The following is a 24,930-nucleotide window of genomic DNA, read 5'->3' on the forward strand; positions in this document are numbered from 1 at the left end:
TCAGCTAAGCTCCTTGATTCGAGCCCGGGCTCGATCCAGCATGTCTTCGCGCTCGCCGGTGACTTCTCCGATGCTTACGTAGCGCCGCCAGCATTCGAGGGCATCGCGGTTGCGGCTCATCTGTTCGTAGACCAACGCCAGGTTGAAGTGGGCGCTGGCGTAGTCGTAGTCGATGTTCACAGCCTTCTGGTAGGCTTCCGCCGATTCCTCGTAGCGCTGCAGGCGGCCCATGGCGATGCCCATGTAGTTGTAGGCCTTGGAATGCTCCGGCTCGATCTCGATCGCTGTTTCCAAAATATCGACCGCGTCCTTGTAGCGCTCGCTGCGGATCAGATTGCGCGCCATGGATAGGTGGTCCTCGAACAACCTCGCCCTACCCTGCGGCGTATCGTCCAACGGCGCGGGGGTCATCTCGAACTCGATCCGCGGATCCATCCGGCTGCCGCGCGGCTTGGCGCGCAGCGGCTGCGTGGGCTGCTGCTCGGGCGTACGCTGGGCCGCCATGTAGACCATGGTCACGGCAATGATCGCACCGATGCCGATCATGCTCGCCGACGTCGGACCGAAAAGGCCGAACACGAGGTAGCCCGCCAGCGTCAGCACGCAAATCGCCACCAGCGACGTTATGTAGAGCGCTATCCGCACCCTGCCTCCGCCGGTTTTCAGATTAAGACCACATAAATGATTTTCTTAACACATTTGCCACGGCCGTGAAAGCGCGCCGCCCGTTGATAGGCGGCCTACTGTCCGCCGAAAGCCGGGAAGTTGTTCAGCGGCGAGGGTTGCTGCACCTCACCCTCGAGCTGCTCGATCAGCGCCTTAACCATCACGTTGTCCGGATCGATGGTCCGCGCCTTGCTCAACCATCCAAGCGCCGCCGCGCGATCGCCGGACTTATTCTCCAGGCCGGCCAGCCCGATCAGCAGCTTTACGCTTTGCGGCTCGCGCTCCAGCGCTCCTTGCAACAGCTCCCGCGCCCGGTCGCTCTGCTCGAGCTCGATCAGCGAGACGGCAGCCTGGTTGAGCAAATCAGCGTCGTCCGGATCGCGCGCCAGCGCCTCGCTGCACAGCTCCCAGGCGCGCTGATGTTCTCCCTTGCGGGCATAGAGCGCGGCGAGCTGCCTGCTCAGCGCCGGATGAACCGGCCAGAGTTCCAGCGCGCGCTGCAGGTCGTCTTGGGCGCCCTGCTCGTCGCCCTGGGAGATGCGAACCCGCGAGCGCAGGCTCAGCGCCTGGGGCAGGTTCGGCCGCAGCTCCAGACAGCGATCAAGATGCTCCAACGCGCCGCCCGCGCTGTTGCGTACTTTCAGCGCGAGCAGGGCCTGGACGAAATCGAGCTTGGCCAGTTGCGGACAGTCCTCGATCGCACGCTGAGCGGCCCGCTCCGAGTTTTCGAACTGACCGCGGGCCAACTGCGCGCTGCTGAGATTGAGCAGCGCGTCGCAGAGCACCGGCGTGGCGGACTCGCCCTGCCCTGCGGCCTCAATCGCCCGCTGAAACTGGGCCGCGGCCTCTCGATGTTGCCCGCGCCGCATCTGTTCCAATCCCAGCTCGTTGAGCGCAACAGCGTCATCTCCGCAACACTGGTAGGCGCTGGGCGCGTCGGCCCAGATGCGCGACTGATGGAACGCCTGGGCACAGAACGCGGCCAGCAACAGACAGCCGATTGTGGCCCCGGCCCTGCGCGGCAACCACGAGATCAGAGCCGCAAGCACAATCGTTGCTCCGCCCGTTGCGAGGTACAGCGCGGGGTAGTCGATGGGCCAGCCGCGACCGGGCCAGGCGTAGACAACACTCAGATTTGACACCGGCAGCATGGCCGCCGCAAACCACAGCGCTCCCAGGGCCAACCCCGGAACCTTCTTGCCTGCGCGGCGCAGGCCGATCGCCAGAACCACCAACAGTGCCAGACTCAGCCAAAGACGATAATCGGCAAATGGATTCGCGTGCCAGGCCAAGCCCGCGTAGCTGCACAGCCACACTGGAACCAAAGCCTTGGCCGCAATAACGACCATCCCCGCGGGCCATGCCGCCAGCCGCGCCGTAAGTCCGGGGTCAGCCAAATCAGCGGGCCAGACCCCGGTCGCAGATCGCAGTACCCAGTACGGAACCTGTGAGAGCAGCAGAATTGCCGCCGCGCTATACAGCCGTTGCCTGTTTCCCATGCCGCTGTGCGCCACGAGCGCCAAGAGCAGCAGCGGTGCGGCCAGCGCCGCGCTGTGGGCCAACGCTGCCAGGGCTGCCAAGCCTGCCGCTGCGATCAGCCAACCTGTCGATCGAGGGCGGCGCGGTGCGTTGATAAAACGCAGAGCGCAGTGCAGGGCCCAGATCGTCAACGCGCCGGCAAGCAGCGCCGGTCGGCCCGGCGCCCAAGCCACACTGTGTGCGAGCAACGGATGGACGCCAAACAGCGCCGCGGCCCAGAACGCTAGTTCGGAGCGCGGAAAACGCAGGCGCAACAACGAGTAAAGGCCGAAGACCGTTGCGAGATGCAACAGCAGATTAACCAGATGACGGCCCCAGGTCCGCTGGCCGAACAGTAGGTTGTCCAGCAGCACGCTCGAGCCGGAAAGCGGTTGATAGCGGCCATGCGAATACACATCGTCGGCCTCGGCCGCGTAGTCGCCGAGCCAGACCTGCCCAAGCTCGGAGACCGACAAATAGCGGTAGTCCTCGGAGTACAGCGGCTGCTCGATCCCGACCTGGCCGTGCCCCAGGCTCGAGACGTAGGGCGCAACGGCCAACAAGGCCAGTATCAACAACGTCAACCGGACTCGCTTCATCGCATTAAAGCCGCCTGTATTAATGATCTATCCCTCGAGCGAGGGCTGAAGATAGCCCAAGCCCGGGCGATCGGTCAAACGATTGACACACCGCGGCATGTCTGATAAATCGCATCTATCACAACCAAGGAGAACGTAATGAAACGTGTAAGTTTCCTTACATCGACGATAGTGCTCTGCGCTCTGGCGATCTGCTCGCCGGCCGCGGCAGCCACAGTGACGGCGCAACTGGACATGGACCTGTCCAAGGGCGATCTAAGCCTGAGCCAGATCGTGTTCGACACCCCGACCAGCCTGGCCCCGAGCACGGCCTACGATTTCGAGCTGACGGTCAATTTCTGGAGCGACAATCAGTACGAGTGGCTCTACTCCACGAGCCTGACGCTGCCCGCGGGCTACACTGTGAACAGCGCGCAGGATCCGTCCTACGTCAACGAGCAGGGCTGGTGGAACAACACGATCACCGGGACCAAAATCGACTGGGTCTTCGACCACTATGAGCATCCCGGTGCGGGCGACGTGCACCGCGGCTACTCGGTCACCTACTCCTTTAACGCCACCACCGACGGATCGGCCACCAACGACTTCGACTGCGTGCTCACCGGCGATGAAGAGGGCGTGCTCTCGCGCGCGGTCTACATCGGTGCGCCGGTGGTCGACTCCATCGCCCCGGCGACCTACAGCGTGGTCGAGCTCGACCAGCAGATCGTGGTGACCTTCTCCACGGCGATGGACACCGGGACCGTGGCCTACACCTGCACACCCGATCCTGGCAACTGGACCGAGGTCTGGAGCGAATCGGACACCGTGCTGACCCTGACCCACGACGACTTCGAGCTGGCGCGCAACTACCTGTTCCGCGTCACTGCGGGCGATTCCACGACCGGGCTGCCGATCTCGCCGATGCAGGTGACCTATTACACCCACGGCGACGCGGTGAACTCGCCGTTCACCAAGACCCCGCCGACCTTCGACGGGCTGCTGCTCGCCGACGAGTGGGCCGACGCCGAGGTGATCGACATCTCGGCCACGGGTTCGGGCAACATCTTCCTCTACATCATGAACGACCTGGAATACATCTACATCGGCCTGGACATCCCCGGCGACACCCAGCTGGACTACAACCAGTTCACCGGCGCCACGGACCAGTACGGCATCTACTTTGACGAGAACAACGACGACGCGTTCCCGGCCACCGAAGCCGACCCGGTCAAAGAGGGGCTAGCGTGGCTGATCTACCTGCCGGACGACCCGCCCTACGTGCAGAGCTTCCGGCAGTACTTCGGCGACTACGCCGCCGGAACCCTGGACTACGTCCCCTCGTTCGAGAGCAGCCTGGGGCTGCAGGCGATGCTGGGCACGACCATGGGCCACGTGCAGATCGAGGCCGCGTACAACGCCGAGGAGGGGTTCATCAACCCGGAGCTCCCCGGCACCTTCGGCATGCGGATGTTCTACTTCGAGGCCGGCTCCGAGACCTACATGGGAACCTGGCCGCGCTATTCCAACGGCTATCTGCCGGCGACCTACATGGACATCAACCTGGCCGAGGCCGAGGCGCCCGAGGTGCTGAGCATCGAGCCCGCCTTTGGCTATCCCAACCTGACGACCGAGGTCACGGTCACCGCCGAGGGCATCAGCAACGACGCCACGCTGCACATCGGCGAGACCGAGTGCATCAACGTGCAGGTGCTCTCCAGCTCGTTGCTGACCGCCCTGGTCCCCTCGGGCGTACCGATCGGCCTGCACGACGTAATCATCACCAACCGCGATCAGCAGCAGGGAGTGCTCGCCGACGGCTTTGAGAGCAAAGACCCCAATGCCGACGACGATGACGACGCCGGTGACGACGACGCTGCCGGCGACGATGACGACGACGACGACCAGTGCTGTAAATAGCGCACAACGCCACTTTGAATAATCGACAAGCCCCCGGCATATAATTGCCGGGGGCTTTTTATTGAAGATCGAGGCCAAGCAAAACCCGATGCGCAGCAACACTGCTTTGTTGACGAACCCCGCCCAATCCTCCAGGCTTATGGGCAACCAACGATGCAGATAGCCTGTACCCAATGCGGCGGCCAGGTGCCGATCGAGCCGGACAGCGATTTTCTAAGCTGTCCGTATTGCAATACCAGCCTGTTCGTCGACCTGCGCGGAAGCGTGCACCACCTGGCGATCGAGCCGCTGGTGCCGCCGGACCAAGCGCTCCAGACCCTGATGGATTTCCTGCGCGACCACGAATTACCGCGACCCAAGAGCATCGATTCCAAATTGATCTACCTGCCGTTCTGGCAGATCCAGTGGCCGCACCATCTAGCTTCGATGGTGGCCGGGCACTTGCCGCAGACCGGCCTGCTCGAGCCCGCGCTGCCTCCGGGCACTCAGTTGGGCCTCGATCGCTGCCGGATCGACCCCGGCGATCTCACGCTCCCCGGCGTCCAGTTGGACGCGGCGCTGGAGGCGTTCAGCGAATCGCAGCCGGACTATCAGAACTTCAAGTCCGCGCGCCTAGTGCATGCGCCGTTTCATCTGCTGGCCTTCAGCCTGTCGGGCAACGAGCACCACGCGCTGGTCGACGCGGTGACCGGCGCGATCTACATCGAGGGACTGCCCAGCGCCGCCTCCACCGGCCGAACCGTGCGCTCAATGCTGATGGTCTCCTCGATCATCGTGCTGGCCACGCTGGTGGTGGCCCTGGCGCCGCGCACGATCTTCGGCATCGCGGCCCTGGTTGTGCTCGGTTATCCGCTGACCATGTTGTTCCGTTATGGATTGAGACGATGAGCGAACGCCCCGTCGAGACCCCGGACCGGCCGCATAACGGCGAAGAGGGCGTGTACCACGTCTCGTGCCCCGGTTGCGGCGGCACTCTGGCCAGACCGCAGGGCGCACAGATAATCCAGTGCGACTATTGCAAGGCGCGCTGCCTGGTCCGCTGCGAGAGCATCGTCCCGCGAGTGGCGGTCATGCCGCGGTTAACCCATGCAGACATCCGCGCGGTGGTCACGCCGCTGCTGACCAACTACAACACCCCCGAGGACATGATCGACCGCGCGGTGCCCAAGCAGTCCCGGCTGTTCTTCGTGCCCTACTTCGAGATCGCGGGCAAGAAAGGCTCGGTGCGCCGCTCGATGCGCGATGCGCGCTGGACCGACAAGGACTCGGAAATCACCCTGCGCACCATCGACCTGGTCAGCGACAATTTCTCAGACCGCCAACGCCGCATACGGCGCGGCAGCGTACACGATATGGTGGTCTCGCTCTCCGACTTCTACGACTTCTTGCCCGCCAGCTCGATGCCCGGGTTCGGCGTCGAACATGCACGGGTGGGCGACGTGCGCGGCAAGGCCTCGGACATCGATTGCCAGGTGGTGCCCTTCGATCCTGTCGAACTTGCGAGCAAGGGAATCGTCGTGGGCGTTACTCGCTCGATCAGCAGTTTTCAGCAGGCCTTTGACGCACGCATCAAGGCCAGCTCGGGCAGCGGCGAAGTCCAGGTGGTCGAAAGCCGCTCCGGGGTCGTCTATTACCCGCTATATCGCGTGATCCTCAGCTACGCGGGCCGCGACTATCCGCTGACCATCGACGCGGTCACCGGCGATGTAATATCGGCCCGGCTGCCCGAGTCGGGCAAGGTGCGCGCGCCGATGGCCGTTGGTTTCAGCCTGTGGGTCGGGATGTCGTTCGGGCTTCTGTTGCGCCTGGGGCTCAAGGCTTTTGAGAACCCGCGGCAATTCTTCGAGTACCTGTTCTACGCCGACAGCGGCACGGGCAACGTCTTAATTTTCGGCATCCTCGGCTCGATCCTGATCCTGGCGCTGACGCTGCTCTTCCTCTCGATCGCCTGGGACCACGTGCGCTACGAGGGCGAATACGTAGTGCGCGGATCCAGCGCATCCTTCGAGCGCATCGGTCGACCCGAGAAGACCCTGCTGGACAAGCTGAGCATGGGACTCTCAAAGGCCCTCGACCCTTGGTTCTATCGCGAGCCCTACACCCGGATCGATAAAAAATGACGGACGACGCCGTAGTCAAAGTCGTTACGTTGAGCTGCCCCGACTGCGGCGCGGCGCTGGACGGACTGGGCACGGACGTGCTGTTCGGCTGCTCGACCTGCGGCCGGGCACTCGATCCGTTGCGCCCCGACCAACCAGCAACGCCCATCGTCTACGCCCGAGCACAGGAGCCGGTTCCGCGATTGCCGATCGTCCGCCTGCCGTTCTGGGTGATCGACGTTGAAGCGCGGGCGGTCGATTCCAACGGCAACCCCGTGGTGCTCGACGGCTGGCTGGAGCAAATCTGGGTAAGCGCCTTCTGGACCCGCGCCACGATGCGCTACGGCGACCCGGCCCAACTTCTCACCCAGCGCCAGGCCTTTCTAGAACCCGGCGGGGAGCGCGGCAGGTTGGCCGGGATCGCTCGGCGGCCCGAACATGCATCGGCCATTGCCCGCTACTTCCAGCTCGCCCAGCTGGACAAGCATCAGGATCTGGGTGAAAACGTCGTCGATCCGCTGCTATCCGCGGCGCAGCTTGTCGCGGTCCCCTTTGCCTTGGAGGGTGGATCGATGACCGACCTATTGCTCGGAAACACGGTCTCAACTCGCATCGTACAAGACCTGAGTCAGCTGCAAAGTCCGGTCGACTCGCCCGCTTGACGCTCCCTTGGCGCTGTGACAACATTCGCAGGCGTTTTTCTCCAGTTTTTCTATCGTCCGGGGTACTTTCCATGTCAGACGCTGATCGACCGCAGCTCTCGGTGGTCATTCCGGCCTATAACGAGGCCCGGCGTCTGCCCGACACCCTCAATCAGATCCTGAATTTCCTCGAGGGCCGCGAGGACTCGTGGGAGCTGGTGGTGGTCGACGACGGCAGCTCCGACGACACGCGCTTAGTCGCGGCCAAGATCCTCGAGGGCCGTGAAAACGCGCGGGTGATCAACAACGGCCGCAACCTGGGCAAGGGCTATAGCGTGCGTCACGGCATGGTCCAAAGCAACGGCGCGCTGGTACTGTTCACCGACGCGGACAACTCGACCCCGATCCAGGAACTGGACAAGCTGCGCTCCGCCATCGACCAGGGCAACCAGCTGGCAATCGGCTCGCGCGCACTGGGCCAGAGCAGCGTGCAGGTCCACCAGCCGTGGTACCGCGAGATGATGGGCAAGGTTTTCAATCTGATCGTGCGCCTGCTGGCGGTGCGCGGATTTCGCGACACCCAATGCGGGTTCAAGCTCTTCACGCGCCGCGCCGTGGACCTGCTGGTTCCACGCCAGACGCTGGGCGGCTTCGGCTTCGACGTCGAGCTGATCTTCATCGCACTGCGACACGGACTGCGCGTGGCCGAAGTGCCGGTCACCTGGATCAACTCGCCACAGACCACGGTGCACCCGATCAAGGCGCCGATTAAAATGATCGGCGACCTGCTCAATATCCGCCTGAACTCCCTGCGCGGGCTCTATGACTGAGGCCGCTGCGCTGCGGGCCTTTTACCTGGGCAGGGTCTCCTACGGCCGGGCCTTTGAGCTGCAGAACAAGCTGCGCCAACAGATCATCGCGGGCGGCCCGGAGACGATCCTGCTGCTCGAGCACGACCCGGTAATCACCCTGGGTTACTCCCAGCAGTGCGATGAGAGCCTGCTGCGCACGCCCCAACAACTTACCGAACGCGGCATCGAGCTGGTCCAAAGCGACCGCGGCGGCAAAACGACCTACCACGGCCCGGGCCAGCTGGTGGGCTATCTGCTGCTCGACCTGGGACGTCGCAGGCTCGCGTTGAAAAACCTCGTCGGATTCATCGAGAGCTCGCTGATCGACCTGCTGCTCTCCTACTCGATCCGCTCCGGCATTCGCGAGGGCATGCACGGCGTGTGGATCGGCGACGAGAAGATCGGTTTCATCGGTCTCAACGTCCAACACGGCGTAACGACCCACGGCTTCGCGCTGAACCTCAACAACGAACTGCGGCCCTTTGACTACTTCGCGCCCTGCGGGATCGAGGATGCCAAGGTCACATCGCTCAAACGCATTACGGGCGAGGAGCTGTGCCTGCCCGAGGTCTCGCGCCGCTTTATCGATTACTTCGGCGAGACCAGCGGGATCAGCGCGCAGATCGAGTCGGCCGATGCTTTGGAGCTGCCATGAGTTTCTTGAACTACTTTAAATCGATCGGCTTCGACGCGCGGCTGGCGATCGCGGTCTACGCCAAGCTGATCGTAATCTGCATACTGTGCTCCTACGTTCTGGGATTGCTCTGGAGCTTGATCAAACCGCGCGTCGATCTGAAAACCGCGGGACGGATCGGCATCGGTTTCTGGCTGGCGTTCGAGATCGGCGTCTCGATCCAAAAGGCATCGCCGCTAATTGGCAACATCGTGTTCCACATGGTCATGCCCTACTCCGTGCCGGTGATCGGGCCGCTGCTGGGCCTGGTCTTTCTCGCGCTGTGTCTGTGGATCTCCCGCTCGCTGACTCGCAGCGGCGCGGTATTGGGCAAGCGCATCCGCAGAGTGAAACTCGACCAACCGCCGCACAAGTCCGGGCCGTCGACAAAGCAAAGTAAAAAACCTGCGGCTCGCGGCCGCAAGTCCAAGGGGGCCCGAACTTGAGCCGCTACTTCCTCGGGATCAACGTCAGCCACGACCGCGCAGCGACGCTGGTGCGCGACGGAGAGCCGGTCTGCGCCGTGGCCGAGGAGCGCCTGGACCGCCGCAAGCACTCGATCGAGCCCGACGCCGAGGGCAACTACCTCAACGTGTTGCCGCAAAAGGCGATCAAATATTGCCTCGAGTTCGGCGGTGTCGAGCCCATGGAGCTCGAGGGCGTGTACATCAGCGGCGCAGTCGTTTACCACCCACAACGCGCGGTGCGCAACCCGACGATGGACGACTTCGTCCCGCAGTATCCCGAGCTGTTCTTCGGCGACAACGCCGTGCTGGTCAACCACCACGAGGCGCACGCGGCCGGCGCGTTCTTCGCAAGCCCCTTTGACGAGGCGGCCATAATGGTGGTCGACGGCGGCGGCAACATCATCGGCGAGCGGCCCAAGACCCTGACCACCATGCCCGACGTCGAGCACACCACGTTCTACCACGGCAACGGCAGCGAGCTGCAAATGCTGCACAAGGTCGTCTCCGGCCCCCACGGCATGCACAGCCTGGGCGCGCTGTACAACCTTGTGACCCAATTCATCGGGTTCGGCCAGTTTAACGAGGGCAAGACCATGGGGTTGGCGCCCTACGGCGAGTCGCGGCTCTATAAGCAGTTCAAGGCGGCAATCAAAATCGGAACGGAGCTGGACTACAGCATCGACCCGGTGTTCCAACCCTTTGACCGCAAAGGCAACTTCATCCGCCCCGAATTCATCAAGCTCTTCGGCCAACCGCGTAACCCCCTCAAAGAGGAGCTGCGCGAGAGCGACCGCGATATGGCCTACGCGGTGCAGTGCGTGCTCGAGGAAACGCTGATCGAGCTGGCGCGCAACCTGCAGCGCATGACCGGCAGTAAAAACCTGGTAATCGGCGGCGGGGTCGGCCTGAACTCCGTGGCCAACAAGAAAATCCTGGACAACACCGACTTCGATCAGATCTTCATCATCCCCTGCGCTGCCGACGACGGCTGCGCCGTGGGCAACGCGCTGCTGGCCTGGCACCAGGCCGGCGGCGACAAGCGCTGGACCATGCGCAACGCGGCCCTGGGACGCCCCTACTCCGACTCCGAGGTCGAGCAGGCGATCGAGGAACACTCGACCTGGTACAACGTGGAGCGCCCCGAAGATCCGGCGCTGGCCACGGCGCAGGAGCTGGCCGACGGTCAGATCGTCGGCTGGTTCGAGGGCGGCTCGGAGATCGGACCGCGAGCCCTGGGCCACCGCAGCATCCTGTGCGATCCGCGCCAAGCCGAAATGAAGGACGTGCTCAACGCCCGGGTCAAATACCGCGAGGGGTTCCGGCCCTTTGCCCCGGCGGTCCCGCTGGATCGCGCCGCGCAGTACTTCGATATCCAAGGGGCGTCGCCGTTCATGCTGCTGATCGCCCGCGTCAAGCAGCCCGACCTGATTCCCGCCGTGACCCACGTCGACCAGACCAGCCGCGTGCAGACCACGACCCTCGAGGACAACGGCGAATACCACCGCGTGATCGAGGCTTTCGGCGAGTTGACCGGCGTGCCGGTGATTCTCAACACCAGCTTCAACGTAGCCGGCCAACCGATCGTCGAGACGCCGAGCGACGCCATCGAGTGTTTCCTGGGAACCCAGATCGACACCCTGGTGCTCGAGGGCCGCGTGCTGCGCAAACAACATCCGCCCAGCGCCACGCGCATCGCCGAGCTCAACCGCGATCTGGAGCTCACCCGGCAGCGGCTGATCCAGCGCGAACGCGAGCTGTACATGATCAGCCAAAGCCGCGGCTGGAAGTTGATCCAGAGGCTCAACCGCCTGCGCAAATCCGACAAGCCCAAGGGGATCGACTTTCTCTAGCCGCCGGCACTAGGGCAAATATTGCCGGCCAGCCAAAATTTAGAAATTGCGTTGATGATCGCCGAAGCGGCGTTGTTGGTTAGGCTTGTTGGAAGGCGTCGGTCAGATCGTCGAGGTTCTCGAGCCGCTCGCACTCGCGCTCTTTGGCCACAAGCAGCTCCTCGAAGCGCGCGAGCATCTGCCGAATCTCGTCGTTGTCCGGATCGTCCTGGATCAACTTGCGCGAGGTGATGATCGCCTCGTCGAGCAGCGAGAGCTCCATGTGGATCTGGGCCAAGTGCGCCGCGGCCTTGATCTCGACCTGATTGGCGCGCGCCTCCGCGGCGGTCTCAATGCGGCGCTCGATCTTCTCAAGCTTCAGTCGCGGATCTAAAACCTCGTCTTGGGCCATGCGCTGGGCGATCTGATCCAGATGCCCCTCGACGTGATCCAGGTCGCCCAGGGCCTGGTCCGTGGCTTTGACGTATTCCTGGTGCTCGAAAACGTCCACCTGATCAAGGTCGACCACGGGCAGCTCGGGCTCGCCCGAGGGTTCCGCGACGGACGCGCTTTGCTCGTCGATCTCGACCAACTGCTCCTCGCCCGCGATCCGCTGCCGAAGCGAGATCAGCAATGAGCGCGCCTCGAAGTCGATGGTGTCCCTGGCGCTGACCATCTCGAGCTGGTGCCGGGCATCTTCCAGCTGCTCCTGGGCGATGTAGATCTTGCCCAGCAACTTCTTAACTACCAGGTTGTCCTTGACGATCCGCGCCACCGGCTCGAGCTGCTCGGCCGCCTGCTCAATGTCGCCGCGCTTGTACAGGGCCTTGCCCAGCGCCTCGCGGCAGGCCAGATAGGACGGGAAAATCTCGAGCCCCCGTTGTCCGATGCGGATTGCGTCGTCCACCAGCCCGACCTTGCGGTAGGCCTCGCTGAGCTGGGCGTAGACGCGCCTGTGCTCGTCGAGTTTCAGTTCCTTGTTATACTTGGCGATAGATGTGAAAATCGCCTTGTCCATTGTGCAACTCCCGCCGGGACACTCTCCGAGGTACGAGGCAATATCTTACATACGGCGTGAGCACTCATCAATATCGCTCGCAATAGGTTTGCATTATTATTGCCCAAGGCCAGCACATCATGTAGGGTGACGCAGAGCGTCATAAGGAGAGAATTGATGCAAAGAGATCTGCAAAAAATGTCTGGCGATAAATTCGACCTGCTAATTATCGGCGGCGGCATCTCCGGCTGCGCAGTGGCGCACGACGCCGCGTCGCGCGGACTAAAGGTCGCGCTGGTAGAGAAAACCGACTACGGCTGCGCCACCAGCGCCGCCACCAGCAAGCTGGCCCACGGCGGACTGCGTTACCTGAAGAATTTGGAATTCGGCCTGGTGCGCGAGAGTCTGCGCGAGCGCCGGACCCTGGAATACATCGCACCGCATCTGGTCTACCCCGTTCCGTTCATGATCCCCAACTACCGCGGCACCGGCACTCGGCGATCGATGATCTGGGCGGCGATGCTGCTCTACGACCTGCTCAGCTGGGATAAGGGCAATCTGGAGGACCCGGATCGCCGCAGCCCCGGCCGCGGATTCTTCAACCGCCAAAGCTCGATCGACCTCGAGCCGGGGATGTCCAGCGAGCGGCTCAGCGGGTCTTCGCTCTACTACGACTGCCAGATGTACAGCCCGGACCGCGTAACCCTCGAGTTCCTGCTCAGCGCAGAGCAAAACGGCGCGCAGGCCGCCAACTACGCCAAGGTTGTCGGATTTATCAAACAGGGCAATCGCGTACAAGGCGCGGTGGTCCAGGACTCCCTCAGCGATCAGACCTACGAGATCCGCGCCGAGGTCACTGCCAACACCTGCGGCCCGTGGGCCGACATCGTGCTCGGGCTGGCCACCGACGGCAAGAACAGCCACGGCCTGCTGCGCTCCCAGGGGATCCACATCATCACGCGTTCGATTTCCAACAAATATGCGATGGTGCTGGCGACCAGGTCCGGCCGCCACTTCTTCATTATCCCCTGGCGCGGCCACAGCCTGATCGGCACCACCGACACCAAGTACGAGGACGCTCCGGATGAGTACTCGGTCAGCGAGTCGGCGGTGGCAGAGTTCATCGACGAGATCAACGACGCCTACCCCGGCGGCAAACTGACCCGCGAGGACGTGCTGTGGTCCTACGGCGGCCTGCGCCCGATCGTGGACAAGCAGACCGAGGTCGAGGGGACCTACTCCGCCAGCCGCAAGTACGAGATCTATGACGACGCCAAGGAGAACGGTATCGAGGGACACGTCACGGTGATCGGCGGCAAGTACACCACCAGCCGCAACCTGGCGCGCAGCATGGTCGACATGGTCGGCAACAAACTGGGCCGTGAGCTGCCGCCGTGCCGTACCGACCAGACCCGACTGTTCGGCGGCGATATCCCGACCTGGGCCGGATTCCTGGCCGACCTTAAGCGCGAGCATCCCCACGGACTTTCCGGCGAACAACTCGAGCACCTGGCCCGGCTCCACGGCTCGGCACTGGGCCGCGTGCTGGCGCACGCCGACGCCGACCCCTCGCTGCTCGAGCCGATCGGGCCCGGACGGTTGGACCTCAAATGCGAGGTGGTGCACGCGGTGCGCGAGGAGATGGCTCAAACTTTAGCCGATGTGCTGATGCGCCGCACCGAGATCGGAACTGCCGGTGATCCGGGCGCTCAGGCGCTGGAGACCTGCGCCGAGCTGACCGCAGCGGAACTGGGTTGGGACGAGCAACGCAAGGCCGAGGAGCTGGCAGCGGCGCGCGACGAGTTCAGCCACCAGGGAATCAAACCCGACTGAGTTTCAAAACAAACCGCATAAACAACGGGGCCCCGGAAAACCGGGACCCCGTTTTCTTATCGACGTTTTAACTTGAGATCAGACGCGCTCGACATACTCGCGCTTTTCAGTGTCCACGCGGATCATCGTTCCGACCGCGATGAATGAGGGCACCGTGACCACCAGGCCGGTCTCGAGCTTGGCCGGTTTTGGCGAGTTGGCGGCGGTCGCGCCCTTGAGCGGCGGATCGGTCTCGATCACCTCTAGCTCGACCTTGGCCGGCGGATCGATGCCGATGATCCGCTCGGCGTAGAGCTGGGCCTGGATCATCGCGTCGGGCTTGATGAACAGCACCGCGTCGCCCATCGCCTCCTCGTCCAGCTCGGTCATCTCGTAGGTCGAGGTGTCCATCAACACGTAGCGGTCGCCCTGCTTGTAGAGGTACTGCAGTTCCTTGGTCTCGAGCATCGCCCGCTCCACCGTATCGGTCGAGCGAAAGCGCTCCTCGGTCTGCACACCGGAAATCAGGTTGCGCATTTTAACCTGGACCACGGCGTTGCCCTTGCCCGGCGTGATGTGCGTCATCTGCAGGATGCGATAGGGCTCGCCTTTGTAGTCGATTACGTTCCCGGCCCTGATCCTGGTGGCGGTCATCTTCATTGCGTTGCCTTCTCCTTGAACGAACTATCCCAGCAATGGGAGCTTAAAGGGAGAGGTATCTTACCCGCAGCGGCCCGCGCGCTCAAGCCCGGGTCACTCCTCGGACGCTTGTTGCGGGGTCTGCACCAGGTAGTAGGCGTCTTTGAGCCGGTCGCGGGTGCGGTCGATCAGCTTGGCCCGTCCGAGCTGTTCGATAAAGCGCTTCTCTCCCCAGCGCACCCACTGCTGCTCCTCGGGACTCAGCGGCGGCAGCTCGCCTTGCGGGTTGCGCCACTTCATTACGCACAGACTGTGCGCGAAACCGATCCCCTCGAACACGCGCCGTTGTTTTTCGCGCTGGTAGCCGCGCGCCAATTCGAAGTGCCCCTGGGCGTCAAAGCCGGTAAGCGCGCCCACGCCGATGGCCACGCCCTCGAGAAACGCCTTCTGCCCCGAGAAGAATCCTCCGACGTTGAGGTCGGAGAACAACGCCTGATCGATCGGCATCTCGTAGTGCGCCAGCAGGTTGCCGGTGAAGTAGAAGTAGGAGTATCCGGGCACCAGCATGTCCTCGGACGTGTCCTGGTCGAAGTGCACCTCGGGGATCGCGTTGTACATCAGTAGCGCCATCACGCCGGCCAGAATCATGCCCGAGCGCGAGACCCAGCGCAGCCGGTGGCGGATCAGCAACAACAGCCCCTGGGTCTGGCAGACGATCATCGTGGTGTACAGCGCTGTCCAATAGCGGATCAGGTCCGGGTTCCCGGCCTGGCCGCGGGTAAAGATCAGGAAGCTCAGCGCAAAGCTTATTACCGAGGCCGCGAACGCCAGCTCGCGCCAGTCCAGCGGCTCGGCCAGTTTATGGCGCGGCAACGGCGAGAGCGCTTTGATTGCGTCCGCGACCCGAAACCGATTGAACCAGATCACCAGCGCGCACGATGCGCCGAGCCACAACAGGAACAGCGCGTTGGCCGTTCCCGACGAGGAAAAGCGCGTGACCTCGCCAAGGCTGGCCAGCGTCCATTGCGCTTGCGGATTGTCCTCAACGCCCCAAGGGACCCCTTGGGACATGAAGGTCCGCAGGTAATGGATAAAGTTGTGGCTGGTGTGCGAGGCGTACCACAGATGGAATCCCACTCGCCAGGCCACGATCATCGCCAGGTACGAGATCAGCCTGATCCGTCGCAGGCCCACGGTCCAGAACATCACCGCGAACAGCGGCAAAAACGGCAGCACCGAGAGGTCGATGTACAGCGCGTAGCCCAGACTTAGGCCGAACAGCGCCGCGAACAACGGCTGTCTGAGTCTGCCCGGCCCGCTGGAGACCATGGCAAAAAACGAGAGGTACATCAGGCCGATCAGCAGGTTCAGGTCGTGGTGGTTGCCAAAGGCGAACAGCCCGCGGCGCAGCAGGTAGTCCGGCAGCACCGCGAGCAACACGCCGAAGATCAGCGCTCCGATGCGGCCCCAGGCCAGACGCGCCAGCAGCATCCAGGCCAGCAGGATCAGTACGCCCACGCCCAGCGGCACCAGCTTAAGCGTGACGTATGTCGGGTCGAGAAACGAGAACGGGATGTACGAAAGCAGCCCGGTGTGCAGGGTGCCGCCGGCGTCTTGGGAATGCTGGTAGACGATGAACGGCGCCAGCCGACCGTGGATCAGGTGATGCCCGAGCAGGCCCTGAAACAGCTCCTCCTCGCCGTGCAACAGCAGATCGCTGCGGTAAATCACATCGAGCCGCACCTTGATGAACAGCAGCAACGGAAACAACCAAGTCAGCGCCTCGCGCACCCAGTTCGGCGCACTGCGCAGACGCTCTGCGATCCGTGCCGGCATACTGCCGTCATGCATTTTCATCGTTATTTTGGAACCAAGCCGACGTTACTCTTGCTTATCCGCGGCCGCGTCCTTTTCCTTGTCCGCGCGTTTGATCCGGCTCAGCTTCTCGATCAGATCCGGCACCTGCTCCAGCACGCGGTCCAAAGTTCCCGTGGGATTTTTAAAGCTCATCAGCGAGACCGCGCCGTCGATCACGGTCAGAAATCCCACCGGGTCGACCGAGCCCGCACCGCCGAACCCGGAACCGGATTTGCCCGAGCCCTTGTCGCCGCCGCCGGAGCCGAAGCCGAAACGAATCTTGCACACCGGGATGATCATTATGTCCTCGCCCATGCGCAACGGCTCGCCAAGAATCGTGTCCGACTTGACCATCGAACGCATCTGCTCCATGGCGCTTTCGATTATCTTGTCCATCTCCACATCTCCCTGCGTAGGTAATCGAATCCGGTTGAGATCAGCGAACCGACCGTGCCGATCAGCACAGCCGGCACGAACACCGCAAGTTTGTAGGGCCGCACCACAATTCCCAGTTCCGCGTCGCCCTCGAACACCGCCTCGCCGAAGTCCACACGCAGCCCGTCAAGCTGCGGCAGATACGGCAGCAGCACGCCGCGAACAGCGCAAAGATAGCCGTTGAACTCCGGGTCGTCCAGCCCGACGTCCAGATCGAGCCGGGCCTGTCCAATCCCCACGATTGAGAACAGACGATTGATCCGCGAGAGAATTTGGGGCAGCACGTGTCGCCGCGCAAAACGCAGGTAGGGCCCGGAACGGCTCCAACTTTCGCGGGCCGAGCTGAGCCGTTGCGCCAGTCCCTGTGACGGGCTGGGCTTGGCAGCCTTGGGCGCCCGTTGTTTTTTTGGCGGCCGCTCCTGCGCGGGATAAAGCACACGGCTGATTTTGAGCAACGGCATCAGCCGCGAACGCAAACGCACGCGCAGCAGCAGCTCGTCTTGCGCGTCCAACCGCAACCTGACGATCCACGGCGCGAGCAGCAGCGCCAGCGCGATGCAGATCGCGGTCGCCAAAATTATCAACAGTGTCCAGATTATCGTCCACACAGTGATCGAGAATATGCAGGCGATTTCAGGGGTGTCAAGCTACTGGTCCAGCAGCCGCTGAACCAGGGCGACGAACTCCGGGCCGTTCCAATCGTAGGGGCCGATGAAGCGCCGGGCGATGTTCCCCTGCTTGTCGATCAGGTAGGTCTCGGGAAAGCCCGAGATACGGTAGCTGCCCGTGATTTGGTTGTTCGCATCCTGCGCAAAGAGCGGCGGGCTGCGGAACTGCGAGCTGAACTGGGGCAAAACGCGGCGCAATCCGCTCTCCGAGGAGATCGCCAGCATCACGAAGTTCGCGTCGGCAAAGCGCGCATTGAGCGCGTCGAGCTGCGGCACTTCCATGCGACACGGCGCGCACCAGGTGGCGAAGAAGTTGAGCAGCACCACCTTGCCCCGTTGTTCAAAGAGCGCGAAGCGCCCGCCCTCCATGGTCTGCACTGTGAAATCAGGGGCCAGGTGTCCGGGAATCGGCTTGGGGTTCGAGCTTACCCGACGCTGGGCGTTGAGCTCGGCGATCACCGATCCAGCGCCGCGGCCGGACGCAGAATCGCCGCCGAGCCTAAAAATTATTGTGTACAGGCCGGCGGCGATTAATACGAACAGTCCGACTAGGACCAGATTGATTTTCGTCTCTTTACGCATCCCCCGCAATTACAGACTGATCAGCCCTTGTCGGGCTCCCCGCCTTCGGACTCGGCCGCGGGCTGCGGCGCTTGCTCCTCGGTCTTTTCCTCGGCCTTGGCCTTGGCCTGGGCCGCCTTGTCGACCTTGGCCTTAGCCGCGGTCGACTTGGCCTTGGACTTGCCGCTCGAGCGCTTGCGCTTGGACCCGGACTTGCGCTTGCTGTCGGGCATCTGCTCCTCGACCAGCTCGATGATCGCCATCTCGGCGTTGTCGCCCACGCGCCTGCCGAGCTTGATCACGCGCGTGTAACCGCCAGGGCGGTTGACGAAGCGCGGAGCGATCTCGTCGAACAGCTTGTAGACGACAGCCTTCTCGCGGATCACGCGCATTGCGCGACGGAGATAGTGCAACCGCTTGGCAACCGATTCCTGGTCCTCGGCGTCCCGGAGCACATTGGCTTTCTTGCTCAAGGTGATCATGTTGTCCGCCACGGCGCGCAAGGCCTTGGCCTTGACCGTGGTGGTGCGGATCTTCTCGTGTTTAAACAAGGATGTAACCATGTTGCGGAACATCGCTTCCCGATGGGAGCTGTTACGTCCCAGTATTACACCCGTCTTGCGGTGACGCATCTCGTTCTCCGTTGCCTGAGGATCAGTCCTCGGTCTTTTCCTCTTCCGGGACCAGTGGCTTGAAATTATCGATCTTCATGCCCAGCGACAGCCCCATCTCGACGAGGATTTCCTTGATCTCGTTCAGGCTTTTGCGGCCAAAGTTCTTGGTCTTGAGCATCTCCTGCTCGCTTCTTTGCACCAGCTCGCCGATGTACTTGAGGTTGGCGTTCTTCAAGCAGTTCTGGCTGCGCACGCTCAGCTCGAGTTCGTCCACCGAGCGGTAGAGGTTCTCGTTGAACGGGGTCTCCTCGGACAGCTGATCGTCAAAGGCTTCGTCGTCCTCGGTCTCTTCGAAATTGATGAAGACTTGCAGCTGCTCCTTGAGGATCTTCGAGGCGTAGGCCAACGCATCCTCGGGATGCGTCGAGCCATCGGTCCAGACCTCGATGATCAGGCGGTCGAAGTCGGTGCGCTGCCCGACGCGGGCGTTGGTCACGTTGAAGTTGGCCTTGGTCACCGGCGAGAACGAGGCGTCCAATGCGATGGTGCCGATCGTATCGTCCTCTTCTTTATTGTTCTCGTAGGTAACGTAGCCGCGGCCCGAGCGCACGGTCAGCTCGGCGCTGAGCTTGGCGGCCTTGGTCAGCGTCGCGATGTGCTGCTCGGGGTTGAGCACCACGATCGACTCGTCGACCTTGATGTCCGCGGCGCTGATTGCGCCCTCGCCCTTGTTCTCGAGCTGCAGCACACGCGTGGCCGCGTTGTTGGCCTTAAAGCGGACCTTCTTCAGGTTGAGCACGATGTCGGTCACGTCCTCCTTGATCCCGGGGATCGTGGTGAACTCGTGCTGCACGCCGTTGAAGCGAACCTTGGTAATCGCCATCCCCTGCAGCGTGGACATCAGGACACGACGCAGGGCGTTGCCCAGCGTAATGCCGAATCCGCGCTCGAGTGGCTCGGCGTAGAACTTGCCGTAGTAGTGGCTGAGCGATTCGCGCTCGACCTCGAGCTGCTTGGGCCTAATCAAATCCTTCCAGACACTATACATCTAGCAGCCTCCCGGCTATTTGGAATAGAGCTCGACGATCAGGTGGTCCTGGATCATGCCGCCCAGATCCTCACGGGTGGGGATCGCCTTGATCGTACCGTTGAAATGATCCGTGTCGAGTTCGAGCCATGTCGGTACTCCCGAGCGCACGATCGTCTCGACCGAATCTTTGATCGCCTGAAGCTTTTGGCTCGAGGACTTGATCGCAACCACGTCCCCCTCCCGAACCTGATAGCTGGGGATGTTGACCTTGCGGTCGTTGACGCGGACGTGGCCGTGCAGCACGAGCTGACGGGCTTGCTTGCGACTGGCGGAGAAGCCGAGCCTGAATACGATGTTGTCCAGCCGTCCCTCGAGAAAGCGCAGCAGGTTCTCGCCGGTTACGCCCTTGGCCTTGTCGGCCTTTTCGAAGTACTGACGGAACTGCTTCTCGAGCACGCCGTAGATGCGCTTGGCCTTCTGCTTTTCGCGCAACTGAATGCCGTAGTCCGAATGCTTCATCCGGCGACGCTGTCCGTGCTGTCCGGGAGGATATTCGCGCCGATTGACCGCACACTTGTCAGAGTGGCAACGATCTCCCTTAAGGTAGAGCTTCATCCGCTCCCTGCGACAGAGGCGGCAGACCGATCCTCGATATCTCGCCATGTGCTGCTCCTAAACCCTGCGCCGCTTGGGTGGGCGGCAGCCGTTGTGTGGGATCGGGGTTACGTCCCTGATCAGGTTCACTTTCAAGCCGCAGCCCAGTAGGCTGCGCAAGGCTGCCTCGCGCCCTGCTCCCGGTCCTTTGACCAGGACGGCGACGGTCTGCATCCCCTGATCCTGGGCCTTCTTTGCCGCGTCCTCGGCGGCGAGCTGAGCGGCGAAGGGAGTCGATTTACGCGATCCCTTGAAGCCCACAACGCCGGCCGAAGACCAGGCAACAGTGTTGCCCGACAGGTCGGAGAAAGTGATGATCGTATTGTTGAAGGTGCTGCGGATGTGCGCCACCCCTTGCGGGATGTTCTTGCGCACCTTCTTCTTGGTGGTCCGTTTCTTGGGGGTCTTGGCCATCGATACTCCCGCCTACTTCTTGCGACCGAGAACGCGACGCGGACCCTTGCGCGTACGCGCGTTGGTGTGGGTCCGCTGTCCCCTGACCGGCAGACCGCGCCGATGGCGCAGCCCACGATAGGTCCCGAGGTCCATCATCCGTTTGATGTTCATCGAGATCTGTTTGCGCAGATCGCCCTCGACCTTGAACTTGGCGTCGATGATCGTCGAGATCCGGGCCACGTCCTGGTCGGCGATTCTGTCTGTGCGTAGCGAGGGGTCGATGCCGGCCTCCTCCAGAATCTTGTTGCTACTGGTCGGACCTATACCGTAGATATAGGTCAGCGCCACATCTATCCGCTTATTGCGCGGAAGGTTGACTCCTGCGATTCGTGCCATCGCTCCTCCGCTCGGCTATCCCTGTCGCTGCTTGTGCCTGGGATTCTCGCAAATCACGCGCACCACACCTTTGCGGCGAACGATCTTGCACTTGTCACAGCGTTTTTTAACCGAAGCCTGAACTTTCATTTCGATACTCCCAACCCTGTCGGCGACTGCCGATCGACCCGCTCGCAACGGGTCGCAACGGGTGACTTCACTTTGCCCGATAGGTAATGCGTCCCCTGGTCAAATCGTACGGGGACAGCTCCACCGTAACCCGATCTCCCGGCAAAATCTTGATGAAGTGCATCCTCATCTTGCCCGAGATATGGGCCAATACCTTATGACCGTTGTCGAGGGACACGCGAAACATCGCGTTGGGCAGAGGCTCGAGCACTGTGCCCTCGACTTCTATCGCGTCTTCCTTCGCCATGTAACTCCCTACCCCGTCAATCTACGAGGCTTAATACGTCCGGACCTTGATCTGTGATCGCGAACGTATGTTCAAAGTGCGCCGACAAACTGCCGTCGCGCGTAACCGCCGTCCAACCGTCTCCCAGGACTTCGATCTCCCAGGATCCGATGTTGACCATCGGCTCTACAGCCAGGACCATTCCCGGCCGCAGCCGCACGCCCCGCCCCGGATCGCCGAAATTCGGAATCTGCGGCGGCTCGTGCATTGCCTGGCCGATGCCGTGTCCCACAAAGTCGCGCACTACCGAAAAGCCCGCGGCCTCGACGTGAGACTGGACAGCATGTGAAATATCAAAGAGTCGATTCCCGACCAAGGCCTGCTCGATCCCTTTCCACAACGCCTCGCGCGTGGTTCGGATCAGGCGCAGCGCCTCGGGGCTCACTTCGCCAATCGGAATCGTGATCGCCGAATCGCCGTAGAATCCGTCAATCACCACACCGAAGTCAATGCTCAACAGGTCGCCATCGCGTAAAACACGATCTGCGCTCGGTATTCCGTGCACCACCTCGGAGTTGATCGAGGTGCACACCGAGCGCGGGTAGCCCTGGTAGCCCAGAAAGGCCGGCTTGGCCCCCGCGTCCTCGAGCATTCGCACCGCCTCGTCGTCCAGCTGCTGAGTGCTCATGCCAGGTTCGGCATACTCTCTCATCCGCTTGAGCACCCGACCGACGATCTGATTGGCGACCCGCATCTTCTCGATCTGCTCGCGGGTCTTCAACACGATCGTGGATGGACGCCCCATTACGAGGCCTCTAAATTTTCAAAGCAGCGTCGATCCGACCGGCGATGTCCTCGATGCCGCCCGCGCCCTCGATCGGACGCAGCTTGCTGCGCTCGCCGTAAAAGGCGATCAGCGGGCTGGTCTGTTCGTGGTACACGTTGAGCCTGGAGCGAATCGTCGTTTCCTGATCGTCGTCGCGCTGATACAGCTCGCCCTCACATTTGTCGCAGACACCCTGCTGCTTGGGCGGGCTGAAGGTCGCATGGTACATCGCGCCGCAACCGCGGCACGTCCAGCGGCCCGTAAGTCTGGTCATCAGGTCCTGGTCCGGAACCTCGATCGACACCACGTGGTCCAGGGCGATGCCCTTGTCGGCCAGCATCTGCTCCAGCGCCTCGGCCTGGGCCACTGTGCGCGGGAACCCGTCGAGAATAAAGCCCGGCTTGCAATCATCGGCATCGAGCCGCTCGTTGATCAGCCCGATCACAACCTGATCGGGAACCAGCTTGCCAGCGTCCATGTAGGACTTGGCCTCGCGACCCAGCTCGGTGCCCTCGCGCACCGCGGCGCGTAGCAGGTCTCCGGTGGAAATCTGCGGAATCCCCTGTTTTTTGACAATGAACTCGGCCTGAGTTCCCTTGCCTGCGCCCGGAGGTCCTAGAAGTATCAGTCTCATTGTTTCACCAATCCTATCTGCGGCCCTTGAACTTGCCCTTGCCACCGAGGAACCCGTCGTAGTGCCTGGTGAGCATGTGGCTCTCGATCTGCGAAATGGTGTCCAGGCCCACGCCGACCACGATCAACAGCGCGGTGCCGCCGAAGTAGAACGGCACTTGGAAACGCTGGATCAGAATCGTCGGCAGTACACAGATCGCAGAAACGTAGATCGATCCGCCGAGGGTGATCCTGGTCAGAATACGGTCGATGTAGTCCGCCGTGCGTTTACCCGGCCGGATACCTGGAATATATGCGCCCGACTTCTTGAGATTGTCCGCCACGTCCACCGGGTTGAAGGTCACCGCGGTGTAGAAGTAGCAGAAGAAGATAATCAGCGCAATATAGATTATCGAGTAGAGCATATTGCCCGGATTGAGCTGGTCCGAGATCGCCGCCACCACCGCGTTATCCTGGAAATATTGGGCGATGGTCGCCGGGAAGAGCAGGATAGAGCTGGCGAAGATCGGCGGGATAACGCCCGCGGTATTGACCTTCAACGGCAGGCTCGTCGAGCTTCCGCCGTAGATCCGGCGGCCGACAACGCGCTTGGCGTGTTGGATCGGAATCTTGCGCTGTCCGCGCTCCATAAAGATGATGAAGCCGACAACGAACCCCATTACCAGCAGGACCGCGATGCTCTGCAGCAGAAAGTCCTCGTGCACGATCTTCTGGTAGAGCATTTTAATTGCCGCGGGCACACGGGCCACGATGCCGCCGAAGATGATCAGGCTGATGCCGTTGCCCACGCCGCGCTCGGAGATCTGCTCGCCCAGCCACATGATAAACGCGGTTCCGGCGGTCATCGAGACCATCGCCATCAGGCGGAAATCCCAGCCGGGGTTGGTGACGATCTTGTAGCGCACCTCGGAACCGAGACTCTGCTCGAGGCTGTAGGCGATCATCAGCCCCTGGAACACCGAGAGCACCACAGTGCCGTAGCGCGTGTACTGGGTGATCTTGCGGCGTCCGGCCTCGCCCTCTTTGCTCAGCCGCTCCAGGTAGGGAATGACCACCGTGAGCAGCTGCAGGATAATCGAGGCCGAAATGTAGGGCATGATGCCCAGTGCGAAGATCGAGCCGTTGGACAGCGCGCCGCCGGAGAACATCGAGAACATGCCGACAACGCCCTGGCCCACGGTCTTAAACCATTCCTGCAGCTCGGCCAGGTCGATTCCCGGAACCGGCACATGACAGCCGATCCGATAGACCAGCAGCATCAGGAAGGTAAAGATAATCCGGCGCTTGAGCTCCGGAATCTTGAAGATATTGCCTAAGGCGCCGAACACCTCAGATCTCCTCGACCTTTCCTCCGGCCGCGGTCAGTTTTTCCTTGGCCGAATTTGTGAACTTATTGGCCTTGACGGTCAGCGCGACCTTGATCTCGCCGTTGCCCAACACCTTGAGTCCGTGTTTGGGCAGTTTGCGGATCAGTCCTTGATCGAGCAGCAGCTGGGCGTCGATCACCGAGCCGTCCTCGAAACGCGACAGCTCGCAGACTTTGACCAGCGCGTACTCTTTGCGAAACGGGTTTTTGAACCCGCGCTTGGGGATACGCCTGATCAGCGGCATCTGCCCGCCCTCGAAGCCGGCGGGAACTCCACCGCCCGAGCGCGAATTCTGGCCCTTGTGGCCGCGGCCGCAGGTTTTTCCCTTGCCCGCTGCAATTCCACGCCCGCGGCGCATACGCTTGCGGCGCGCACCATCCGGCGGACTGAGGTTGCTCAGGTCGTACAT

27 protein-coding genes and 1 pseudogene are annotated in these 24,930 nt (G+C 62.3%); 9 read left to right on the top strand and 19 right to left on the bottom strand.

The features are described 5' to 3' along the window. Nucleotides 1-645 (bottom strand): tetratricopeptide repeat protein, encoded by a 645-nt coding sequence (locus P9M14_07105; protein MDP8255497.1) that lies wholly within the window; start codon nt 643-645, stop codon nt 1-3. 95 nt (nt 646-740) lie between these two features. Next, nucleotides 741-2,783, bottom strand: a complete 2,043-nt coding sequence (locus tag P9M14_07110) for a tetratricopeptide repeat protein (protein ID MDP8255498.1) — start codon at nt 2,781-2,783, stop codon at nt 741-743. Nucleotides 2,784-2,921: 138 nt separating this feature from the next. Here P9M14_07110 and P9M14_07115 point away from each other — a divergent pair, with 138 nt between their 5' ends. The 8 genes from P9M14_07115 (at nt 2,922) to P9M14_07150 (ending at nt 11,263) form a co-directional block, all read left to right on the top strand. Next, a complete protein-coding gene (locus tag P9M14_07115; GenBank protein ID MDP8255499.1) occupies nt 2,922-4,682 on the top strand; it encodes an IPT/TIG domain-containing protein in 1,761 nt (586 codons plus the stop codon). 153 nt (nt 4,683-4,835) lie between these two features. Further along, a complete protein-coding gene (locus P9M14_07120) occupies nt 4,836-5,570 on the top strand; it encodes a hypothetical protein (protein ID MDP8255500.1) in 735 nt (244 codons plus the stop codon). Continuing rightward, nucleotides 5,567-6,802 carry a hypothetical protein gene (locus tag P9M14_07125; GenBank protein ID MDP8255501.1) on the top strand — a complete coding sequence of 412 codons (1,236 nt, stop codon included), beginning with the start codon at nt 5,567-5,569 and terminating at the stop codon, nt 6,800-6,802. Before P9M14_07120 ends, P9M14_07125 begins: the two co-directional genes overlap by 4 nt. After that, nucleotides 6,799-7,443 (top strand): hypothetical protein, encoded by a 645-nt coding sequence (locus P9M14_07130; protein MDP8255502.1) that lies wholly within the window; start codon nt 6,799-6,801, stop codon nt 7,441-7,443. The genes P9M14_07125 and P9M14_07130 overlap by 4 nt, the downstream gene beginning before the upstream one ends. Before the next feature lie 71 nt (nt 7,444-7,514). Continuing rightward, entirely contained in the window at nt 7,515-8,252 is a 738-nt protein-coding gene (locus P9M14_07135) for a glycosyltransferase family 2 protein (protein ID MDP8255503.1), read from the top strand. Then, entirely contained in the window at nt 8,245-8,928 is a 684-nt protein-coding gene (gene lipB / locus P9M14_07140; GenBank protein ID MDP8255504.1) for a lipoyl(octanoyl) transferase LipB, read from the top strand. The genes P9M14_07135 and lipB overlap by 8 nt, the downstream gene beginning before the upstream one ends. Then, the gene (locus P9M14_07145; GenBank protein MDP8255505.1) at nt 8,925-9,392 is read left to right on the top strand and encodes a hypothetical protein; all 468 of its coding nucleotides are present in this window, start codon (nt 8,925-8,927) and stop codon (nt 9,390-9,392) included. The genes lipB and P9M14_07145 overlap by 4 nt, the downstream gene beginning before the upstream one ends. Further along, nucleotides 9,389-11,263 (top strand): carbamoyltransferase C-terminal domain-containing protein, encoded by a 1,875-nt coding sequence (locus P9M14_07150; GenBank protein MDP8255506.1) that lies wholly within the window; start codon nt 9,389-9,391, stop codon nt 11,261-11,263. Before P9M14_07145 ends, P9M14_07150 begins: the two co-directional genes overlap by 4 nt. Before the next feature lie 79 nt (nt 11,264-11,342). Here the strand turns inward: P9M14_07150 and P9M14_07155 are convergent, their stop codons facing one another. Next, on the bottom strand, nt 11,343-12,260 hold the full coding sequence (locus tag P9M14_07155; GenBank protein MDP8255507.1) for a tetratricopeptide repeat protein: 918 nt from the start codon (nt 12,258-12,260) through the stop codon (nt 11,343-11,345). A gap of 177 nt (nt 12,261-12,437) precedes the next feature. On the opposite strand from P9M14_07155, the gene P9M14_07160 reads away from it, so the two are divergent. Further along, complete coding sequence (locus tag P9M14_07160) at nt 12,438-14,072, top strand: glycerol-3-phosphate dehydrogenase/oxidase (GenBank protein ID MDP8255508.1); 1,635 nt, start codon at nt 12,438-12,440, stop codon at nt 14,070-14,072. 78 nt (nt 14,073-14,150) lie between these two features. Here P9M14_07160 and efp read toward each other — a convergent pair whose 3' ends face one another. The 16 genes and pseudogenes from efp to rplO form a co-directional block, all read right to left on the bottom strand. Continuing rightward, the gene (efp, locus tag P9M14_07165; protein MDP8255509.1) at nt 14,151-14,711 is read right to left on the bottom strand and encodes an elongation factor P; all 561 of its coding nucleotides are present in this window, start codon (nt 14,709-14,711) and stop codon (nt 14,151-14,153) included. 93 nt (nt 14,712-14,804) lie between these two features. Continuing rightward, complete coding sequence (locus tag P9M14_07170; GenBank protein MDP8255510.1) at nt 14,805-16,526, bottom strand: hypothetical protein; 1,722 nt, start codon at nt 16,524-16,526, stop codon at nt 14,805-14,807. Nucleotides 16,527-16,571: 45 nt separating this feature from the next. Next, the gene (locus P9M14_07175; GenBank protein MDP8255511.1) at nt 16,572-16,943 is read right to left on the bottom strand and encodes a spore germination protein GerW family protein; all 372 of its coding nucleotides are present in this window, start codon (nt 16,941-16,943) and stop codon (nt 16,572-16,574) included. Further along, nucleotides 16,931-17,566, bottom strand: coding sequence for a hypothetical protein (locus P9M14_07180; protein ID MDP8255512.1), 636 nt, complete (start codon nt 17,564-17,566; stop codon nt 16,931-16,933). The genes P9M14_07175 and P9M14_07180 overlap by 13 nt, the downstream gene beginning before the upstream one ends. A gap of 63 nt (nt 17,567-17,629) precedes the next feature. Beyond that, nucleotides 17,630-18,232, bottom strand: a complete 603-nt coding sequence (locus P9M14_07185) for a TlpA disulfide reductase family protein (GenBank protein ID MDP8255513.1) — start codon at nt 18,230-18,232, stop codon at nt 17,630-17,632. Between the two features lie 218 nt (nt 18,233-18,450). Further along, nucleotides 18,451-18,843 (bottom strand): annotated as a pseudogene (gene rplQ / locus P9M14_07190) (50S ribosomal protein L17). A 22-nt stretch (nt 18,844-18,865) separates the two neighbouring features. Further along, a complete protein-coding gene (locus P9M14_07195) occupies nt 18,866-19,873 on the bottom strand; it encodes a DNA-directed RNA polymerase subunit alpha (GenBank protein MDP8255514.1) in 1,008 nt (335 codons plus the stop codon). Between the two features lie 15 nt (nt 19,874-19,888). Beyond that, nucleotides 19,889-20,518 (bottom strand): 30S ribosomal protein S4, encoded by a 630-nt coding sequence (gene rpsD / locus P9M14_07200; protein MDP8255515.1) that lies wholly within the window; start codon nt 20,516-20,518, stop codon nt 19,889-19,891. A gap of 9 nt (nt 20,519-20,527) precedes the next feature. Then, nucleotides 20,528-20,923 carry a 30S ribosomal protein S11 gene (gene rpsK, locus P9M14_07205; GenBank protein MDP8255516.1) on the bottom strand — a complete coding sequence of 132 codons (396 nt, stop codon included), beginning with the start codon at nt 20,921-20,923 and terminating at the stop codon, nt 20,528-20,530. Between the two features lie 12 nt (nt 20,924-20,935). Beyond that, nucleotides 20,936-21,301, bottom strand: a complete 366-nt coding sequence (gene rpsM / locus P9M14_07210) for a 30S ribosomal protein S13 (protein ID MDP8255517.1) — start codon at nt 21,299-21,301, stop codon at nt 20,936-20,938. Between the two features lie 15 nt (nt 21,302-21,316). After that, nucleotides 21,317-21,430 (bottom strand): 50S ribosomal protein L36, encoded by a 114-nt coding sequence (gene rpmJ / locus P9M14_07215; GenBank protein ID MDP8255518.1) that lies wholly within the window; start codon nt 21,428-21,430, stop codon nt 21,317-21,319. A gap of 67 nt (nt 21,431-21,497) precedes the next feature. Then, nucleotides 21,498-21,716, bottom strand: a complete 219-nt coding sequence (infA, locus tag P9M14_07220; GenBank protein ID MDP8255519.1) for a translation initiation factor IF-1 — start codon at nt 21,714-21,716, stop codon at nt 21,498-21,500. A gap of 16 nt (nt 21,717-21,732) precedes the next feature. Then, entirely contained in the window at nt 21,733-22,500 is a 768-nt protein-coding gene (gene map, locus P9M14_07225) for a type I methionyl aminopeptidase (protein ID MDP8255520.1), read from the bottom strand. A gap of 10 nt (nt 22,501-22,510) precedes the next feature. Then, nucleotides 22,511-23,155, bottom strand: a complete 645-nt coding sequence (locus P9M14_07230) for an adenylate kinase (GenBank protein ID MDP8255521.1) — start codon at nt 23,153-23,155, stop codon at nt 22,511-22,513. A 13-nt stretch (nt 23,156-23,168) separates the two neighbouring features. After that, the gene (secY, locus tag P9M14_07235) at nt 23,169-24,482 is read right to left on the bottom strand and encodes a preprotein translocase subunit SecY (GenBank protein ID MDP8255522.1); all 1,314 of its coding nucleotides are present in this window, start codon (nt 24,480-24,482) and stop codon (nt 23,169-23,171) included. 1 nt (nt 24,483) lies between these two features. Beyond that, nucleotides 24,484-24,930: a 50S ribosomal protein L15 gene (gene rplO / locus P9M14_07240; protein MDP8255523.1), complete on the bottom strand. Its 447-nt coding sequence runs from the start codon at nt 24,928-24,930 to the stop codon at nt 24,484-24,486.

Origin of the sequence: Candidatus Alcyoniella australis, assembly GCA_030765605.1 — a bacterium.
Lineage (GTDB): Bacteria > Lernaellota > Lernaellaia > JAVCCG01 > Alcyoniellaceae > Alcyoniella > Alcyoniella australis.

Bases quoted from the DNA above. Each gene is read 5' to 3' on its own strand.
- P9M14_07110 (MDP8255498.1), bottom strand. From the start codon at position 2,783: ATGAAGCGAGTCCGGTTGACGTTGTTGATACTGGCCTTGTTGGCCGTT.
- P9M14_07115 (MDP8255499.1), top strand. From the start codon at position 2,922: ATGAAACGTGTAAGTTTCCTTACATCGACGATAGTGCTCTGCGCTCTG.
- P9M14_07120 (MDP8255500.1), top strand. From the start codon at position 4,836: ATGCAGATAGCCTGTACCCAATGCGGCGGCCAGGTGCCGATCGAGCCG.
- P9M14_07125 (MDP8255501.1), top strand. From the start codon at position 5,567: ATGAGCGAACGCCCCGTCGAGACCCCGGACCGGCCGCATAACGGCGAA.
- P9M14_07130 (MDP8255502.1), top strand. From the start codon at position 6,799: ATGACGGACGACGCCGTAGTCAAAGTCGTTACGTTGAGCTGCCCCGAC.
- P9M14_07135 (MDP8255503.1), top strand. From the start codon at position 7,515: ATGTCAGACGCTGATCGACCGCAGCTCTCGGTGGTCATTCCGGCCTAT.
- lipB (MDP8255504.1), top strand. From the start codon at position 8,245: ATGACTGAGGCCGCTGCGCTGCGGGCCTTTTACCTGGGCAGGGTCTCC.
- P9M14_07145 (MDP8255505.1), top strand. From the start codon at position 8,925: ATGAGTTTCTTGAACTACTTTAAATCGATCGGCTTCGACGCGCGGCTG.
- P9M14_07155 (MDP8255507.1), bottom strand. From the start codon at position 12,260: ATGGACAAGGCGATTTTCACATCTATCGCCAAGTATAACAAGGAACTG.
- P9M14_07160 (MDP8255508.1), top strand. From the start codon at position 12,438: ATGTCTGGCGATAAATTCGACCTGCTAATTATCGGCGGCGGCATCTCC.
- efp (MDP8255509.1), bottom strand. From the start codon at position 14,711: ATGAAGATGACCGCCACCAGGATCAGGGCCGGGAACGTAATCGACTAC.
- P9M14_07170 (MDP8255510.1), bottom strand. From the start codon at position 16,526: ATGCCGGCACGGATCGCAGAGCGTCTGCGCAGTGCGCCGAACTGGGTG.
- P9M14_07175 (MDP8255511.1), bottom strand. From the start codon at position 16,943: ATGGACAAGATAATCGAAAGCGCCATGGAGCAGATGCGTTCGATGGTC.
- P9M14_07185 (MDP8255513.1), bottom strand. From the start codon at position 18,232: ATGCGTAAAGAGACGAAAATCAATCTGGTCCTAGTCGGACTGTTCGTA.
- P9M14_07195 (MDP8255514.1), bottom strand. From the start codon at position 19,873: ATGTATAGTGTCTGGAAGGATTTGATTAGGCCCAAGCAGCTCGAGGTC.
- rpsD (MDP8255515.1), bottom strand. From the start codon at position 20,518: ATGGCGAGATATCGAGGATCGGTCTGCCGCCTCTGTCGCAGGGAGCGG.
- rpsK (MDP8255516.1), bottom strand. From the start codon at position 20,923: ATGGCCAAGACCCCCAAGAAACGGACCACCAAGAAGAAGGTGCGCAAG.
- rpsM (MDP8255517.1), bottom strand. From the start codon at position 21,301: ATGGCACGAATCGCAGGAGTCAACCTTCCGCGCAATAAGCGGATAGAT.
- rpmJ (MDP8255518.1), bottom strand. From the start codon at position 21,430: ATGAAAGTTCAGGCTTCGGTTAAAAAACGCTGTGACAAGTGCAAGATC.
- infA (MDP8255519.1), bottom strand. From the start codon at position 21,716: ATGGCGAAGGAAGACGCGATAGAAGTCGAGGGCACAGTGCTCGAGCCT.
- map (MDP8255520.1), bottom strand. From the start codon at position 22,500: ATGGGGCGTCCATCCACGATCGTGTTGAAGACCCGCGAGCAGATCGAG.
- P9M14_07230 (MDP8255521.1), bottom strand. From the start codon at position 23,155: ATGAGACTGATACTTCTAGGACCTCCGGGCGCAGGCAAGGGAACTCAG.
- rplO (MDP8255523.1), bottom strand. From the start codon at position 24,930: ATGTACGACCTGAGCAACCTCAGTCCGCCGGATGGTGCGCGCCGCAAG.